At 59.5% G+C, this 15,269-nt stretch carries 13 protein-coding genes; 11 read left to right on the top strand and 2 right to left on the bottom strand.

What is annotated here, in order from left to right:
• Positions 1-81 precede the first annotated feature (81 nt).
• The 11 genes from B0E33_RS28555 (at position 82) to B0E33_RS28505 (ending at position 12,047) form a co-directional block, all read left to right on the top strand.
• A complete protein-coding gene (locus B0E33_RS28555; RefSeq protein ID WP_228148158.1) occupies positions 82-522 on the top strand; it encodes a putative pterin-binding protein in 441 nt (146 codons plus the stop codon).
• Entirely contained in the window at positions 519-1,859 is a 1,341-nt protein-coding gene (locus B0E33_RS28550; RefSeq protein WP_077293887.1) for a sensor histidine kinase, read from the top strand. Before B0E33_RS28555 ends, B0E33_RS28550 begins: the two co-directional genes overlap by 4 nt.
• 155 nt (positions 1,860-2,014) lie before the next feature.
• Entirely contained in the window at positions 2,015-3,031 is a 1,017-nt protein-coding gene (locus B0E33_RS28545; protein ID WP_077293884.1) for a LacI family DNA-binding transcriptional regulator, read from the top strand.
• 114 nt (positions 3,032-3,145) lie between these two features.
• A complete protein-coding gene (locus B0E33_RS28540) occupies positions 3,146-4,606 on the top strand; it encodes an FAD-binding oxidoreductase (protein ID WP_161633227.1) in 1,461 nt (486 codons plus the stop codon).
• Positions 4,599-6,095: a xylulokinase gene (locus B0E33_RS28535; RefSeq protein WP_077293878.1), complete on the top strand. Its 1,497-nt coding sequence runs from the start codon at positions 4,599-4,601 to the stop codon at positions 6,093-6,095. The genes B0E33_RS28540 and B0E33_RS28535 overlap by 8 nt, the downstream gene beginning before the upstream one ends.
• On the top strand, positions 6,095-7,159 hold the full coding sequence (locus B0E33_RS28530; protein WP_077293875.1) for an ABC transporter ATP-binding protein: 1,065 nt from the start codon (positions 6,095-6,097) through the stop codon (positions 7,157-7,159). The genes B0E33_RS28535 and B0E33_RS28530 overlap by 1 nt, the downstream gene beginning before the upstream one ends.
• Before the next feature lie 47 nt (positions 7,160-7,206).
• Positions 7,207-8,535 (top strand): ABC transporter substrate-binding protein, encoded by a 1,329-nt coding sequence (locus B0E33_RS28525; RefSeq protein WP_077293872.1) that lies wholly within the window; start codon positions 7,207-7,209, stop codon positions 8,533-8,535.
• Between the two features lie 57 nt (positions 8,536-8,592).
• Positions 8,593-9,453: a carbohydrate ABC transporter permease gene (locus tag B0E33_RS28520; protein WP_022999582.1), complete on the top strand. Its 861-nt coding sequence runs from the start codon at positions 8,593-8,595 to the stop codon at positions 9,451-9,453.
• Positions 9,450-10,292 carry a carbohydrate ABC transporter permease gene (locus B0E33_RS28515; protein ID WP_022999583.1) on the top strand — a complete coding sequence of 281 codons (843 nt, stop codon included), beginning with the start codon at positions 9,450-9,452 and terminating at the stop codon, positions 10,290-10,292. Before B0E33_RS28520 ends, B0E33_RS28515 begins: the two co-directional genes overlap by 4 nt.
• Before the next feature lie 3 nt (positions 10,293-10,295).
• A complete protein-coding gene (locus tag B0E33_RS28510) occupies positions 10,296-11,345 on the top strand; it encodes a glycerol dehydrogenase (protein ID WP_077293869.1) in 1,050 nt (349 codons plus the stop codon).
• Positions 11,346-11,348: 3 nt separating this feature from the next.
• A complete protein-coding gene (locus tag B0E33_RS28505; protein ID WP_077293867.1) occupies positions 11,349-12,047 on the top strand; it encodes an SDR family NAD(P)-dependent oxidoreductase in 699 nt (232 codons plus the stop codon).
• Between the two features lie 115 nt (positions 12,048-12,162).
• Here the strand turns inward: B0E33_RS28505 and B0E33_RS28500 are convergent, their stop codons facing one another.
• Positions 12,163-13,488: an HlyD family type I secretion periplasmic adaptor subunit gene (locus B0E33_RS28500; RefSeq protein WP_077293864.1), complete on the bottom strand. Its 1,326-nt coding sequence runs from the start codon at positions 13,486-13,488 to the stop codon at positions 12,163-12,165.
• Complete coding sequence (locus tag B0E33_RS28495; protein WP_077293861.1) at positions 13,488-15,260, bottom strand: type I secretion system permease/ATPase; 1,773 nt, start codon at positions 15,258-15,260, stop codon at positions 13,488-13,490. The genes B0E33_RS28500 and B0E33_RS28495 overlap by 1 nt, the downstream gene beginning before the upstream one ends.
• Positions 15,261-15,269 lie beyond the last annotated feature (9 nt).

The raw sequence follows: 15,269 nt of genomic DNA, 5'->3' as shown, positions 1-15,269 counted from the left end.
AAACCGTCAAAGGCATTTGCAGGGACAATGCTCATGCTGATCGGTGTCGGTTTATCCGTTGCGACAGCTCGATCGGAAAACATGTCATTGACCGCCCCAGCAGGCGAAGTCCGGCTGACGGTCACCGGCAATATCCGCAAGACAAACTCAGAGGCCGCCGCGCTTCTTGACGATGCAATGCTGGAAGCACTGCCCCGTCACACCCTCGAGACCTCAACTGTCGTCACGGATGGCGTAAAACGCTTCGACGGCTTCCTGATGCGCGACCTGCTTGAATTCGTCGGCGCCGACGGCAAGACGGTTACCGCCAATGCGCTCAACGATTATACCATCGACATCCCGATGGAAGACTTCGTGCGGTACGATGTTCTTGTCGCAACCCATATGGATGGCGAACGGCTACAACCCTCGGACAAGGGCCCCTTCTGGATCGTCTATCCCCGGGACGAGTATTCCGATCTTCAGGACATCCGTTACGACTATCGCTGGGTGTGGCAGTTGATCCAACTGAAGATCAAATGACGCGCAGAAGCGATCTTGTCGCCTATATCGTCGCAGGCACTGCATCCGTTGCCTTCGTCTTGCTGCTCGTTTTTTCCCTCGCACGGCTTCTCGATACCGAAGCGGAATTGCGGCGCAACGAGGGGGACAACATGCTGTGGGCGATCTCACGAACGCAGTCCGCCGCGCTCCTGCTGGATGCCGAGGTTTCCCGTCATGTCGGCACCATCTCCCGCAAGGCGGCTGAACTGGACAAACGATACAACGTGATGCTTAGCCGCTTGAACCTGTTATCGGAGGGGCCTCAACGACGCTACATGCGAGAGCTGGGCCTGGACGGAGAGCTGGAAAAGGTGGCTGGGGCGCTACGAGCGCTTGAGGCACAAATCCTGGAGATGTCATATGGCGACGCCCAGACGGCTTCTGCCGTTCACGACCTTCTTCAGCCTTTGATTGAGGATCTCGGCCGCGCCGGAAACCAGTCCATGGTCCGGCAATGGGAGGCCACGGGTGCGCGGCTCGACAATCAACGTGCCGCAATCGTGCAGGTCATCATTTCCATCGCAGCGATCATTGTTCTCGGCGCCTTTCTGTCCTTCACAATGTTGCGGGCGATGGCCGAACAGCAACGCATCCGGCTGTCGCTCTTGCGTGAACGCGAAACCGCCGAGATCTATCGCAGTTTCGTTGCTCTGGTTTCTCACCAGTTTCGAACGCCGCTCGCCGTCATCGATTCCGCGATGCAGCGCGTCTTGCGAAGCGGGAACCAGATGCCAACCGATGAAATCAGGCAACGGGCAAGCCAGGTGCGCTATGAGGTCCGGGGCCTGACAAGCCTGCTGGAAGCAACGCTGGATGTCGTTCGCCTCGAAGAAAGACAGGTGACGGCCAGACCCGGAAACTGCCATGTCGAGGATCTCATTCAACGGGTCGTCGCCCGTCAGAGTGAAGAGACACCGGAGCGGGCGTTTTCCCTGGAAATTGGCAACAAGGTTCCCCAATCGATCGAGACGGACCGGTTGCTGGCGGAGCAGATCCTCGACAATCTTCTATCGAATGCGGTGAAATATTCGCCGGTTACCGAGCCGGTTTCAGTGAGTGTCCGGGCGCAGAACAGGTCCATTTTCATCTCCGTGCACGATCGGGGTGTTGGTATTCCGCCGGAGGAGCAGGAGCGCGTGTTCAGCCGCTTCTTTCGCGGTCATGGCACTGCGGGAATTCCCGGCACGGGTATCGGGCTGAACATCTCTTCCCAGGTTGCAAGATTGCTCGGGGGAGAGTTGTCTTTTGAAAGTCAGGCGGGAATAGGATCGGCCTTTACTTTGAAACTGCCGGAGAAATGGCCGGGCGTGCAATAGATGGCGTTCTTGTCACCAAAACTGCTATGAGACTGGATTCACGGCTTTTGTTCGCACGTGAAGTGCGAGCATTGATCTGAGCACAAACTTACTTGCGCAGATTTTGCGAAATCAGGTTCTGAGCTCGGGATCCATCAGTTTCCAGGGGAGGGGAAATGAAGCGCAAAAAACCACTTGTAACCCTGCGCGATGTGGCAGAGGCAACCGGTGTCAACGTGTCGACAGTTTCGCGCGTGCTTCAGAACAAGGGACGTGTTTCCCAAAAGACCAGAACCCATATTCTGGAAACAGCCGAACGTCTCGGTTACCACGGCAACCCGGTTGCGAGAGCCCTGAAAACCGCAAAATCCTCGACACTTTTGATGGTAGTTCCCCAGATCGAAAACCCGATCTTTGCGTCGGCGATTGTGGGGGCCGAAATCGAGGCACGCGAGAAAGGTTTTGCCCTTCTGGTCTCCTATGACAAGGGGGATGGGCGCGAGATCATCACGGACATTTCTCGATCAAGCATCATCGAGGGTGTCATCATTGCGAGTTTCGATGAGGATGACCGGTTGCGACAGATGCTTAACAGCACGGGATTGCCGCATGTGATCCTCAACCGACATCTGGCCGGTGACCGGAATTGCGTTGCGATCGATACCCGCGAGGCAGCCCGCATCGGGGTTGAGCACCTCATCGCCATGGGGCATCGCCGGATCGGGCATCTGGCCGGGCGGCTCGGCCAGTTCAATGGCGACATGCGGCGCCAGGGATGGCAACAGGCTCTCGAAGCCGCCGGCCTCGACCACGGCGAGGAATTCGTTGCCCAGGCAGGCTACGATCCTGCAGCCGTACCTGCGGCCGTCGACAAACTGTTGGCCTGCGGCGTGACCGCTATTCACGCCGCGACGTTGCTGACCGCAGCTGCGGCCATTGCCAGATTGCACGAACTCAAGTTCCGTGTGCCGGAAGATGTTTCCGTCGTCACGATGCATGACGACCTGCTTGCCCGGGTCGTTTATCCCCAGGTGACCACAGTGGCTTTACCCTCCCAGGAAATGGGGCGCGCGGCAGCCAGCCGGCTCATCGACCTGATCCAGGGAACTGCGCCTGACGAGGGCTCAGCGCTCGAAAGTCTCCTTCTTCCTCCAGGCGATCTCATCGTGCGCGCATCGGTCGCCTCCATCTGAAATTCAGCAAACCGGGCTTGACATCCAGACCAAAGTGCAATTGTTTGTGTTTGAGCAAACGTTTGCCCAACTCGATTTCTAACAATCCGATTGGGCATGGAGGAGGAAAAATCTTTGAGTAATCGTGATCTCGTTTCCGAGCTTTCGGAGCTGGTCGGTGCGGAAAACGTCCTGGTGGACGAAGGTTCGCGCGCCGGCTATGCACACGACCGTCTGCCCTATGCGAACTTCCGTGCAAGGGAAGGCGCCCTGGTCGGTACGCTGCCAGGCCTCGTCGTGCGCCCCGCCACAACGGAACAGGTCTCGGCAATTGTCGGGAAGGCAAGCAAGGCCGATCACCCCCTCATTCCCTATGGCAGCGGCTCCGGTGTCCTCGGCGGGATCATTCCCCTGGGCGGCGAAGTCATGCTCGACATGCAGCGCATGAACCGCATCCTGAAGATCGACCGGGACAACCATCTGGTAACGGTCGAAGCCGGCATGAACGGCGAAGTGTTCGAAGACGCGCTGAACGCAGAAGGTTTTACATCCGGTCATCTGCCGCAATCGCTGACCATCTCGACGGTCGGCGGGTGGGCCGCCTGCCGCGGCGGTGGTCAGGAATCGAGCCGCTTCGGTAAAATCGAGAACATTGTCGTTGGCCTCAAGGCGGTCATGCCGGATGGGCGCGTGCTGGAAATCAGGCCGCTTCCCAAGCGGGCCTCCGGACCATCGGTTCTCGATATCATCGTCGGCAGTGAAGGCACGCTTGCCGTCATAACGGAACTGACCCTGCGCATCTGGACGCTGCCGCCCGCCGAAGAGGCCATCGTGCTGGCACTTCCCGATCGCACCGCAGCCCTCTCGCTTGCCAAGCGCATCATGCAGGCGGGGCTGCATCCGCGCATCGTTCGTCTCTATGACGAAAAGGAAACCGCCTCGCGCACCGAAGGCATCAGTGCTTTTGAAACGCGCCCGGTGATGGCCAACATCGTGGTTTGCGGCGAAGAAGCCATTGTGGCTGCAGAAGCAGCACTGGTACGCGAGTTTGCAAAGAGCGTTGATGCCGTGGAAACGGAAACACGTCCCTTCGACGAATGGCGGGCAAAGCGCTACGTCTCCATTACGAAACAGTGGCTTGATAAAGGGTACTACAACGACACGCTCGAAGTCTCGGTGAACTGGAGCAAGGCTTCGTCGCTTTACGACACGATCGCAGCCCGGATTGCTGCGGAAGTCTCCAAGGACGCTCATTTCAGTGCCCACTGGTCGCATGTCTATCCGGAAGGCGTGTGCCAATACATGACCTTGCGCCTTCCTCCCATGGATCAGTCTGCAGCCTTGCCGCTGCATGAAAAAATGTGGGACATCGTCAACGGTGAAACGCTCGCGCATGGCGGCTCGATCGCTCACCACCATGGAAGCGGCCTTTTCCGCGGACCCTGGATGGACGGAGAGCACGGCGTCGGAATGGATATTCTGCGCTGTATCAAGGCCTCCGTTGATCCGCAAAACCTCTTCAATCCCGGCAAACTCGGCTTTCCACCGCGCGCCGGCTCCATCGATCCGTACCGGGACAGGGGTGCCAATGTCTGACGCCCTTTTGCTTGGGATCGACCTCGGAGCAGGATCGCTCAAGTCGACGGTCATCACCACGGACGGGAAGGTCGTGGCTTCGGCCTCCTGTCCGGTCGAAACACTCACACCGAAACCCGGATTCAGCGAACAGGATCCGGAAGGCTGGTGGTCGGCACTCGTCACGTCCCTGCAGAAGATCTGGCAGGGCGGCCTGGAGCCGCATCGCATCGTTGCGGTTTCCGTGACGGCCGGAGCTCACACCCACGTGCTCGAAGACGGGTCAGGCAGCACATTGCGGCCCGCGATCATGTGGAATGACCAACGTTCCGGTTCTCAGGTGGTGCGGGAAAGAGCAGCGCGCGGGGCTCAGATCCTCGACCTTTCGGGCAATCGCATCAGCCCCACCTGGACGCTGCCGCAATTGATCTGGTTGCAGGAAGAAGAGCCGGAAACACACAGCCGCATCCGCCGGCTTCGCCCGGCCAAGGATTGGCTGCGCCGTCGTCTCGACGGCAGCGATGCAACCGACATCACGGATGCCTGGGGGCTCATGCTTGCCGATGCACGTTCAGGGGGCTGGTCTTCCGAACTCTGCGCGATGGGAGGGCTTGAAACCGAAGTTCTTCCGGAAATAGTTGCATCGACGGCGACGACGGGGACAGTGACACCGAGGGCCGCTCAGGAAACCGGTTTGCGGGAAGGCACACCGGTCATTTGCGGAACCTCCGATACCAATGCGGAAACCTATGCAGCGGGCATGACACGCAAAGGCATCGGGGCCCTGAAGCTCGCCACGGCAGGCACGGTCTCTACATTGACGGACGCTCCCCGTTTTTCCGACGATGTCATACATTACCCGCACCTGGTGTCCGATCATCACTACTCGATCCTGGGAACCAACTCGTGCGCCTCGGCCCATCGCTGGCTGCGTGACGCGCTTTTCTCGGATATGGGTTTCGAGGGCATGGATGCCAAAGCTGCCGAAGCCCCTGCAGGGTCGGAAGGTCTGCTCTTTCATCCCTACCTCAACGGCGAGCGGAGCCCCTACTGGGACCCCGACTTGCGCGCCTCTTTCGTTGGGCTGGGGTTCCAGCATGGAGCACCGCATTTCTGCCGGGCTCTCTATGAAGGCGTTGCCTATACGCTGCGCGATTGCCTTTCCGTTCTGCAACAGCGCGGCATGGGCTTCACCACCGCCCGTCTCGTCGGCGGGGGGACACGCAGCGCCTTGTGGCGGCAGATCATTGCGGATGTCACAGGACTGACGATCGAAGTTCCCGCCGAAGGCGACGCGTCCTACGGTGCAGCGCTTATCGCGGGCATTGGTGCGGGCGTTTTCTCGGACACGGACGACGCTGCTCGCGTCATCCGCGTGGCAGAGACTTTGACGCCCAACGCCCGGGCCGCGGCGACTTACGACGAAGGCTTCGTTCGGTTCCGGGAGGCAAAGGAAGCCCTCACACCGATCAACCACAAAACCGTGCGGGCAACCGGGGAGGCCAAGTAATGGCGGAAGTCAGTCTGCGCAAACTGCGCAAGACCTATGGGGCCGTGGTTGCGGTGGAAGGCGTCGACCTTGAGATCGCCAAGGGCGAACTCATCGTTCTGCTTGGCCCTTCCGGATGCGGGAAATCGACAACCCTGCGGATGGTCGCGGGGTTGGAAACGATCAGCGCCGGAGAACTGCATATCGGTGGCCGGAACGTGACCACCCTGGAGCCCAAGGACCGTGACATCGCCATGGTGTTCCAGAACTACGCGCTTTATCCGCACAAGACCATTCGCGGCAACATGTCGTTTGGTCTCAAGATGCGCGGCATGAAAGGGGGCGAGATCTCCAGGCGGGTCGACGCTGCAGCGGAAATGCTGGACATCACGCACCTGCTCAACCGCAAGCCCGGCCAGCTTTCAGGCGGACAGATGCAGCGTGTCGCACTCGGCCGTGCCCTTGTTCGCGACCCGGCGGTGTTTCTGCTCGATGAACCGCTATCCAACCTGGATGCGAAGCTTCGCTCCAGGATGCGGGAGGAAATCGCCCTTCTTCAGCGGCGCATCGGCAAGGCAATGCTTTACGTCACGCACGATCAAACGGAGGCAATGACCCTTGCCGACCGGATCGTGATCATGCGCGACGGACATGTTCAGCAGATCGGCTCGCCGCTGGAGGTATACGACCGGCCGGCAAACGCCTTCGTCGCGGGCTTCATCGGCTCGCCCGAAATGAACCTCGTTGAAGCTGACCTCAAGAACGGTTTCCTCAGCCTGTCGGCTGATGTCTCCATTTCTGCCGGCAGCGATACCGGTGAGCGGGAGGTGATTGCCGGCATTCGGCCCGAAGCCATCACGATTTCCGACGAAGGTCCGGAGTTCGCGGTCCGGGGCATCGAACAGCTCGGCTCGCAAACGCTTTTCATCGGCGAGACAGCTGGTCATCGCCTGCGGGTCATGACCCAGCGCAGGGACGACATCAAGGTTGGTGAGAGCGTTCATCTCGCTCTTCCCGCAGCAGCAATCCACCTGTTTGACCGCGCCAGCGGTGAACGCCTCGAGATGCCGGGAGGGGCAGCTTGAACAAAAGGGTTTAGCCGCACCTGAAAGCGGTCAATTGGAGGAGAAACATGACTAAGAGCAAATTCGAGACAGGTCTCTGGACTAGACGCCAGGCCCTCAAAACCATGGGTATCGCCGGCGCCGGGCTGGCAGCCTCGTCCCTTGCGGCCCCGGCGCTCCGCGCCCAGGGCAACAAGCCCATCCGGTTTTTGAACTGTGAAACGGGCAAGGACACGCTCGCCTTTTTCTCGAAGGTGGCCAAGGAATACCAGGAAAAGACCGGCGTTGAGGTCGTCATCGATTCCGTACCGCTTGGCGAAAGCTTCACTAAGATCACCAATGGCATTCGCTCCGGAACCCCTTATGACGTGGCAAACGTCGGTTTCATCGGCCACGTGCTGTTATTGGCCGAGCAGGAACAAATCGTCCCCTTGAACGAGCTGACGGACGAATACCAGTGGGGGAACAACATCCTCTTCCCCATCGACAACAAGGTGTACTGGTACCCGTTCGACTACAACCTTGCGCTGATCTATTACCGCAAGGATCTTTATGAGACGAACGGTCTGTCCTTGCCGAACACGTGGGATGCGTTCGTCCAGAACAGCGAGGCGCTTGTCCAGGGCCGCCAGAAAGGCGCGCTGTTCCCGATCGGATCGAACGGGGCAACCAACTGGATGTCGTTTGCCTTCCTGTGGGCCGAGGGCGTCAAGCTGTTCGACGACCAATGGAACGTGATCCTGGACAACGACGAGATGAAGCCTCGGGTAGCCGCCTACCTCGACTTCATGACCAAGCTCTACGGGACGATGCCTCCAGGTGCTCTTCAGGCCAGCTATTCCGATGTCCTGTCCAACCTGGTTGGCGGTGCCGTGGCCCACGGAGCCTATGCCGGACGTGTTCTGGAAGCTGCAGAGCGGGACAACCCGACCCTGGCCGAGAACCTTGGCGTCATGCCCTACATGGATATGTCCGGAAAGCAAAAGGCGGTCAGCCACGGCTACGACGGCTGGGTGGTCCTGAAGACGGACAACACTGGTCCGGCGATGGATTTCATGCGGTGGCTTACGACCGATCGCATGGTCGACTTCCTGCACACCGCACCGGTTCACTTCCAGCCGACGCGACTTGATATCTATGAAGACCAGCGCTGGCGCGACAACGCAATGATCCAGAAATACTCTGGTGTGGTCGAGCAGATGCGAGAACTTGTGACCGACGAGTCTGTTGTGCTCACGTCCATTGATACGCAAGGCCCGGCGCCTGACGTCAGACCCGGCAAGGTGTTCGAGTCCTTCGTCATGCCTGAAATGCTGCAGAACAAGATCCTTCGCGAGATGGATTCTGCAGAGGCCGTGGATCAGGCCGCAGCCAAAATGCGTGAAGTGATCAAGTGACGAAACGGAGAGGGGAGTGGAAGCTCCCCTCACTTTCACACCATCTGGAGTTCGTGAATGACTCGCTGGTTGTTGCCGGGTTTTCTCGGTATCGGGTTTCTTGCGACCCTTGTCCTGATCGTCGGGCCTGCGCTTTATGCGGTTTCGCTCAGCTTTTATGACATGCCGTCGCTTACTGCCGATCCGGTCTGGGTCGGTTTCGCAAAATACGCCAAGGTTCTTGCAAGCGCAGAGTTCTGGAACGCGCTTTGGAACGGCTTCGTCTATGCCGGGTTGGCGATTGTCCTGCAGGTGGTGCTGGGCATCGGCTTCGCGTTGCTCTTGAACCAGAATTTCATCGGCCGCTCTCTGCTGCGCGGACTGACATTCCTGCCGTATCTTCTGCCGACGGTAGTCGCGGTGCTGGTCTTCAAGTGGATGGTTGACGGCTCACTCGGCATCATCACCGTTCTGATGGATGACCTGGGCCTGCCGCCGATCTACTGGTTCGAGACCGAGACCGCATCCATGACGTCGGTCATCCTGATTTCGGTCTGGTTGTGGACCCCGTTCGTCACCACGACCTTTCTCGCCGGGCTGCAGACAGTTCCGACCCAACTCTATGAAGCGGCGCGCGTAGACGGTGCCGGGCCCGTTCGGCGTTTCTTTCACGTGACCCTGCCGTCGCTGCGCCCGATCCTGACCGTCATCATTCTTCTGCGGGGTGTTTGGATGTTCAACAAGTTCGACGTCATCTGGCTGACGACGGGCGGCGGCCCGCTTGGTGCCACGGAACATCTGCCGGTCCTGTCCTACCGGGAGGCATTTGCCCTTTATGACATCGGCAGCGGGGCAGCGATCGCAACGCTTTCCTTCTTCGTCCTGATGGTCGCCGTTGCAATCTATTTCCGGGTGTTCCCGATGGAGGAAGGCAAATGAGTGGACAAATCCAGGCTCGCCGCGTTGCCGGCCGGGCGGGACTTTACTTCGCGGTGATCGTTCTGGCGGTCTACAGCGCCTTTCCCATCTACTGGATGGTCGTTTCTTCCCTGCGTCCCACGCAGGAAATGCTCATGAACCCGTCTCTGGTTCCGCAGCGATGGACGCTTGAGTATTACACCAGCCTGTTGGCGCAGACCGACTATCCGCGGCAGTTCCTCAACAGTCTCATTGTTGCGGTGACCACCGTTGCCCTGACAATGCTTCTGTCCGTCATGATCGCCTATGGTGTCACCCGCCAGCGCATTCGCGGCAAACAGATGATCATCGCCGGCATGCTCTATGCCTACATGTTCCCGCCGCTGTTGCTGGCAATCCCGCTTTACGCAATGTTCGCGGCAATCGGCCTCAACGATACGCTGCTGTCGCTGGTCATTTCCCACCTGACCATCACGATGCCGCTCGGCGTCTGGTTCTTGTGGGGGTTCTTCAAGACAATGCCCTTCGAGCTTGAGGAAGCAGCCATGGTGGACGGTTGCACGCGCCTGGGGGCTTTCCTGCGTGTTGTACTGCCTCTGTCGGTCCCCGGGCTGGTAACGGTCGCGATCTTCGCCTTTCTCCTTTCCTGGACCGACTACACCTTTGCCCTGGTCATGATCGGATCGGACGCGAACAAGACGGTGCCCCTGGGTCTGGCTTCGATGATCGGCGCCTTTGACCTGAGATGGGGAGATATCATGGCGGGCTCCACACTGATTGCCATGCCGTTGTTCATAGCATTCATCACGCTCTCTCGTTACTTCGTCCAGGGCCTGACCGCCGGTGCGGTGAAAGGATAACTCATGACAATGCGCATTCTGGGCGCTCCACTGCGCTATGTGCAGGGACCGGGAGCCATCGACCGCCTGGCCGAGGAAATTGCCATCATTGGCGGTGGCCCTGCGGCGGTGGTCATTGATCCGGTAGCCCGCGACCTGCTTGGTGAACGTATCAGCTCCCAGCTTCCCGGCGCCCGCCTCATGGAATTCGGGGGGGAATGTACCGCGGCAGAAATCGCCGCCAGGGCAAGGGAAGCCGGCGATGCCCGGCTTCTTGTCGGCATAGGCGGGGGCAAGGCGATCGATACCGCCAAGGGAGCTGCAATCGAGCGCGGTCTGCCGGTTGCCATCGTGCCGACCATCGCCTCCAACGACAGCCCGACCAGCCATATTGCCGTTGTCTATACGCCGGACCATGCGGTTGAGGGCGTCCGTCACATGAAGACCAACCCCTCCCTTGTCCTGGTCGACACGGCTGTCATCGCCGGAGCACCACGTCGCTTTCTGGCGGCCGGTATCGGCGATGCGATGTCAAAGCCGTATGAGCTGGCAGGTGCACTTGCCGGAGGTGGTCTCAACTTCTTTGCAGGCCGTCCCACGGAACTCACCAAGGCCATTGTCGCACGTGCCAGCGACATTCTGCTTGCCGATAGCGAAGCGGCGATGTCGGCCGAAGGCTCGAATGAAGCTTTCGAGCGCGTGGTGGAGGCCACCGTGCTTCTCAGCGGCCTTGCCTTTGAAAGCGGAGGGTTGTCGATAGCCCACGCGATGGTGCGCGGCCTGTCGGTCACACCGGCGCTCTCTGGGTTGCTGCACGGGGAGATGGTCGCTCTCGGCACCTTGACACAACTGGCAGCCGGGCAAGGGTCCGAGGAGGAAATCCGCACCCTTGCAGCCTTCTTCCGACGGATAAATCTGCCCACATCCTTCGCAGAATTCGGCGTCTCCGGCGCAGCGGAACTGAAGCATATTGCCGAGGTTGCGCTCACAGCCCCCTATGCGCCGAACTACTACCGCAAACTCGGCGTCTCCGACCTCGTTCGCGCGATGCAACTGCTCGACGAAGGACATTGATCGATGCCGCCATCAAGAAATGTCGTGGTCACCGGCGGAGGTACAGGTATCGGTCTTGCAACAACGCAGCTTTTGACCGAACGCGGCTGGCAGGTAACGGCCGCAGGCCTGGAACGGGAGGAAGGCTTTCCGCAAGCTGCCCGGTTTGTCGAGGTTGACGTCACTGATGAGGCCGCCCTTGCCCATCTCCTTGAAGAAGAGCAAGAGCTCGGCGGTCTGGTCACCTGCGCGGGCACGATCCAGTACAGCCGGGAATGGGACGCAGCGGTATTCGAGAAGGTGATGGCGGTGAATGTCACCGGCGTGCTCAGCTCCTGTACGGCCGCGCGCGTTGCACTTCAACGCGGCAACGGTTCCGTCGTCAACATCGCTTCCATGTGGAGCTGGTTCGGCAACCCCGTTGCGCCTGCTTACGGCACCAGCAAGGGGGCGGTCGCTGCCCTCACCCGCTCCCTTGCCGTTGCCTGGGGAGGAACCGGAATAAGGGTCAACGCGGTCGCACCGGGTTGGGTGGAAACACGCATTTCCGAAGGCGCGCGATCAGACCCGGCACGGCGCGCACGGATCGACGCCCGCATCCCGATCGGCCGTTGGGCCGCGACTGTGGAGATTGCGCGGGTTGTCGCGTTCCTTCTTTCTGAAGACGCTTCCTACGTTCACGGCGCGATCGTTCCGGTAGACGGTGGCTATCTGGCGGCGTGAACCATGCAAGGTATTGCGTCGCTGTGGCATGCCTAAAACGCCGAAAGGCGTTGCCGGGTTCTGTTCTTCCAAACCCGGCAACGCCTTCTGATTTTACGGTCACACGACAGCCGCTTTAGAGTACGCGTTCTTCCCGGAACGCCCGTCCGAAGGACTGCAGCACAGGATCCAGCAGATAGCGCATCGGCGTATGGGCTCCTGTTTGAATGAAGACCTGCGCGGGCATGCCTGGCACCAGCTCAAAACCGCCTCCGGCTTCCCGGATGTCGTCGGACGTAACCCTGACCCGCACCGTATAGTATTGCTCTCCCGTCTGCTCGTCCGTTTCGGCGTCCGCACCAACCTGGAAGACTTCCCCTGTCAAAGGCTTCATGTGCCGCCCCATGAAAGAGGTGAGCTGAACTTTGGCGTCCATCCCGATCATCACGTTGTCGATGTCGGACGTACGCAGGCGCGTGTCGAGGATGAGTTCCTCGTTCTCGGGCACGATCGTGATGATCGGTTCGCCCGGTCGCACGACACCGCCGACCGTCTTGTAGTTGACCTTGAGCACCCGCCCCTCGATCGGAGAGACGATCTCTGTGCGGTTCAGGATGTCCGAAGTCGCGGAAAGCGCCTCGTCGGCTTGCGCAATCTCCGCGTTGATTTCCGACAACTCCTTGGCCACCTTTTCGCGTTCTTCGCTGACGGCCGTCAGTTCCGCGATCTTGATTTCCTCGATCTTCTGCCGCGCACGAGCGATCGTTGACCCGATGGCATTGCGCTCCGACCACAGTTCGGCCCGCTTGCGTTGCAGAGCCAGAAGCTCAGGCTGCCGCATCAGACCTTTGTCCATCAGGACCTTTTTGCTATCCAGCTCCTTGTCAAGCAGCAGGATCTGATCATCCATGCCGTCTATCTGGGCCTTCAGGCTGCTGATCTCGGCTTCAACCTGGCCTGCCTGCACATGATAGGTCGACTGCTGCCTTCCCAGCAGCTCGCGCCGTACCTTGAATTTTGTAATCTCGTTGGCAACGAACTGCGTGTAACTTTTGTCGGCCGACATGACCGACGGCATCTGGACCTCAAAGGTTTCATCGCCACGCTCTTGCGCCAGCAGCCGGTCTCTGGTCACCACATAGCGTTGGTGCTTGCGGTAGATCGAAAGATAGTTCGCCGTTGCCAATGCCTGGTCAAGAACCATGAGAAGCTGACCGTCCTTGACGACATCGCCCTCCTTGACATTGAGATGGCGTACAATTCCGCCTTCCAGATGCTGCACCACGCGCAAGCTTCCGTCCGGACTGACCTTGCCAGCGGCGATGGCGGCCGACGACAGCTCCGCGAAACTTGCCCAAATTCCCGTGCCGAAGAAACAAACCGCGACGACCAACGAACCCATGATCCAGTGTTGCCGGATGGAGCGACGGAGGGACGACGCCGGGTTATTTTGCTCTTTCATCACTGACCTCCCTGAGTTTCGTTGGCCGGCGAAGCGCCTTTCGCTTGCGCCGGCTGGACCTTGCCAAGTTTCTGCAGGATATCGCTGACCGGGCGGATGGCGTGCTTCATGAACTCCTCGCCGGTTTGCGTCTTTTGAATTGTACCGTCCGCAAGGGTGATGATCAGATCGACTTTCGAGAGCGCCGAGGGTCTGTGGCTTACAATGATGACCGTGCAGCCCTGCTCCCGAAGGAGCACAAGGCACTCCTGAAGCGAGGCTTCGCCATCACTGTCCAGGTTGGAATTCGGTTCATCGAGGATGATCAGCTTGGGTTTGTTGTAGATCGCCCTGGCCAGCCCAACGCGTTGGGCCTGTCCGCCGGACAGACGAAGTCCGCCCGGGCCGATCAGGGTTTCATAGCCGTTCGGCAGAGCGTTGATCATGTCGTGGCAACCGGCAAGGCGCGCGGCAGTCACAACCTTTTCATCGTCCGGCTCGCCCATCCGGGCGATGTTTTCCTTCACAGTGCCGTATAGCAGTTCCACGGACTGCGAAAGGTAGCCAATGTTCCGGCCGAGTTGCTGCGGGTCCCAATTGCGCATGGCGACACCGTCAAGACGGACCGAACCGGAACTCGGATCCATTGCGCCAATCAACAATTTGCACAAGGTGCTCTTGCCGGAGCCGGAATGGCCGACGATTGCATTCAAGGTTGCCGGCTTGATATCGATCGTGATGTTGCGCAGCAACGGCCGTTCCTGGCCTGAAACGAGCAGATTGACACCTTTGAGCTGCAGGTGCCCACTGGGTTCCGGCTGCTGGGTCCGGTCGAAGTGGAGCGGAGCTGCCAGAAAAATATCGTTCAGCCGACGATGGGACTGCATCGCACCGACGATGCCCCGCCAGGCGCCGATGGCCTGTTCGGCAGGCGCAAGCGCGCGCCCCATGATGATTGACGCTGCAATCATGCCACCCGGAGTGATTTCACCCAGCGTGGCAAAATAGGCCCCGAGACCCAAGACACTGATCTGTGCCGTGAACCGGATGAACTTGGTGATCGCGGCGGTCTTCGCTGAAAAGGCGGCGACTGCGAAAGTAGAATTGGCCACCAGTTCGTTGTCGTTCCGGTAGCGGGCGAGAACGCCAGGCAGCATTCCCATGCTGTAGACGCTTTCCGCGTGTTGGGTCGCGATGTCAATCGTCTGCTGTGCCCGCACACGAGCCGCCGCAGCTCCCGCCATCCGGCGGCGGGTAACCGTGTCGTTGATACCTGCGATTATCACCAAGAGCACACCGGCCGCGATGGCGACGAAGCCGAGGGCAGGGTGGATGAGAATAATGGCACCGACAAAGAAGGGCACCCAGGGCCCATCAAAGAAAGGCAGCACGCTCGAACTGCCAACGAACTGCCGGATGGTTGCCAGGTCGTTCATTGCATGCGAGTGGGACTTGCCCGTCGACCTGGCCGTCTGGATGACGGCATGCAGCAGATCGGCATGTACGGTTTCATCCCACCATTTGGCTATGCTGGCGAGGATGGAGCCGCGGATTGCATCAAGAACCGCAATCACCGCCAGAAAAAAAATCACGATCATCGTCAGGAAGACAAGTGTCTCGAGGTGGCCGCTCTGCATCACCCGGTCGAAGATCTGCTGCATGTAGAGGGGGGAAGCCAGAGTTCCGAGATTGACAAAGATCGAAAAGAAACCAACGGCAAGAAACCCGGTCCAGGAAGAGCGATAAACCTTGAGAGCGGGATAAACGCTTTCCCTTGCGCTGCGTACAGCCATGTAGACTCT

The sequence above is a fragment of the Roseibium algicola genome (assembly GCF_001999245.1).
GTDB lineage: Bacteria > Pseudomonadota > Alphaproteobacteria > Rhizobiales > Stappiaceae > Roseibium > Roseibium algicola.
This window is presented reverse-complemented; position numbering and strand designations above follow the sequence as displayed.

What these genes read in the sequence shown, in the direction of transcription:
- B0E33_RS28555 (WP_228148158.1), top strand. Translation starts at nt 82, where the DNA reads ATGTCATTGACCGCCCCAGCAGGCGAAGTCCGGCTGACGGTCACCGGC.
- B0E33_RS28550 (WP_077293887.1), top strand. Translation starts at nt 519, where the DNA reads ATGACGCGCAGAAGCGATCTTGTCGCCTATATCGTCGCAGGCACTGCA.
- B0E33_RS28545 (WP_077293884.1), top strand. Translation starts at nt 2,015, where the DNA reads ATGAAGCGCAAAAAACCACTTGTAACCCTGCGCGATGTGGCAGAGGCA.
- B0E33_RS28535 (WP_077293878.1), top strand. Translation starts at nt 4,599, where the DNA reads ATGTCTGACGCCCTTTTGCTTGGGATCGACCTCGGAGCAGGATCGCTC.
- B0E33_RS28530 (WP_077293875.1), top strand. Translation starts at nt 6,095, where the DNA reads ATGGCGGAAGTCAGTCTGCGCAAACTGCGCAAGACCTATGGGGCCGTG.
- B0E33_RS28525 (WP_077293872.1), top strand. Translation starts at nt 7,207, where the DNA reads ATGACTAAGAGCAAATTCGAGACAGGTCTCTGGACTAGACGCCAGGCC.
- B0E33_RS28520 (WP_022999582.1), top strand. Translation starts at nt 8,593, where the DNA reads ATGACTCGCTGGTTGTTGCCGGGTTTTCTCGGTATCGGGTTTCTTGCG.
- B0E33_RS28515 (WP_022999583.1), top strand. Translation starts at nt 9,450, where the DNA reads ATGAGTGGACAAATCCAGGCTCGCCGCGTTGCCGGCCGGGCGGGACTT.
- B0E33_RS28510 (WP_077293869.1), top strand. Translation starts at nt 10,296, where the DNA reads ATGACAATGCGCATTCTGGGCGCTCCACTGCGCTATGTGCAGGGACCG.
- B0E33_RS28505 (WP_077293867.1), top strand. Translation starts at nt 11,349, where the DNA reads ATGCCGCCATCAAGAAATGTCGTGGTCACCGGCGGAGGTACAGGTATC.
- B0E33_RS28500 (WP_077293864.1), bottom strand. Translation starts at nt 13,488, where the DNA reads ATGAAAGAGCAAAATAACCCGGCGTCGTCCCTCCGTCGCTCCATCCGG.
- B0E33_RS28495 (WP_077293861.1), bottom strand. Translation starts at nt 15,260, where the DNA reads ATGGCTGTACGCAGCGCAAGGGAAAGCGTTTATCCCGCTCTCAAGGTT.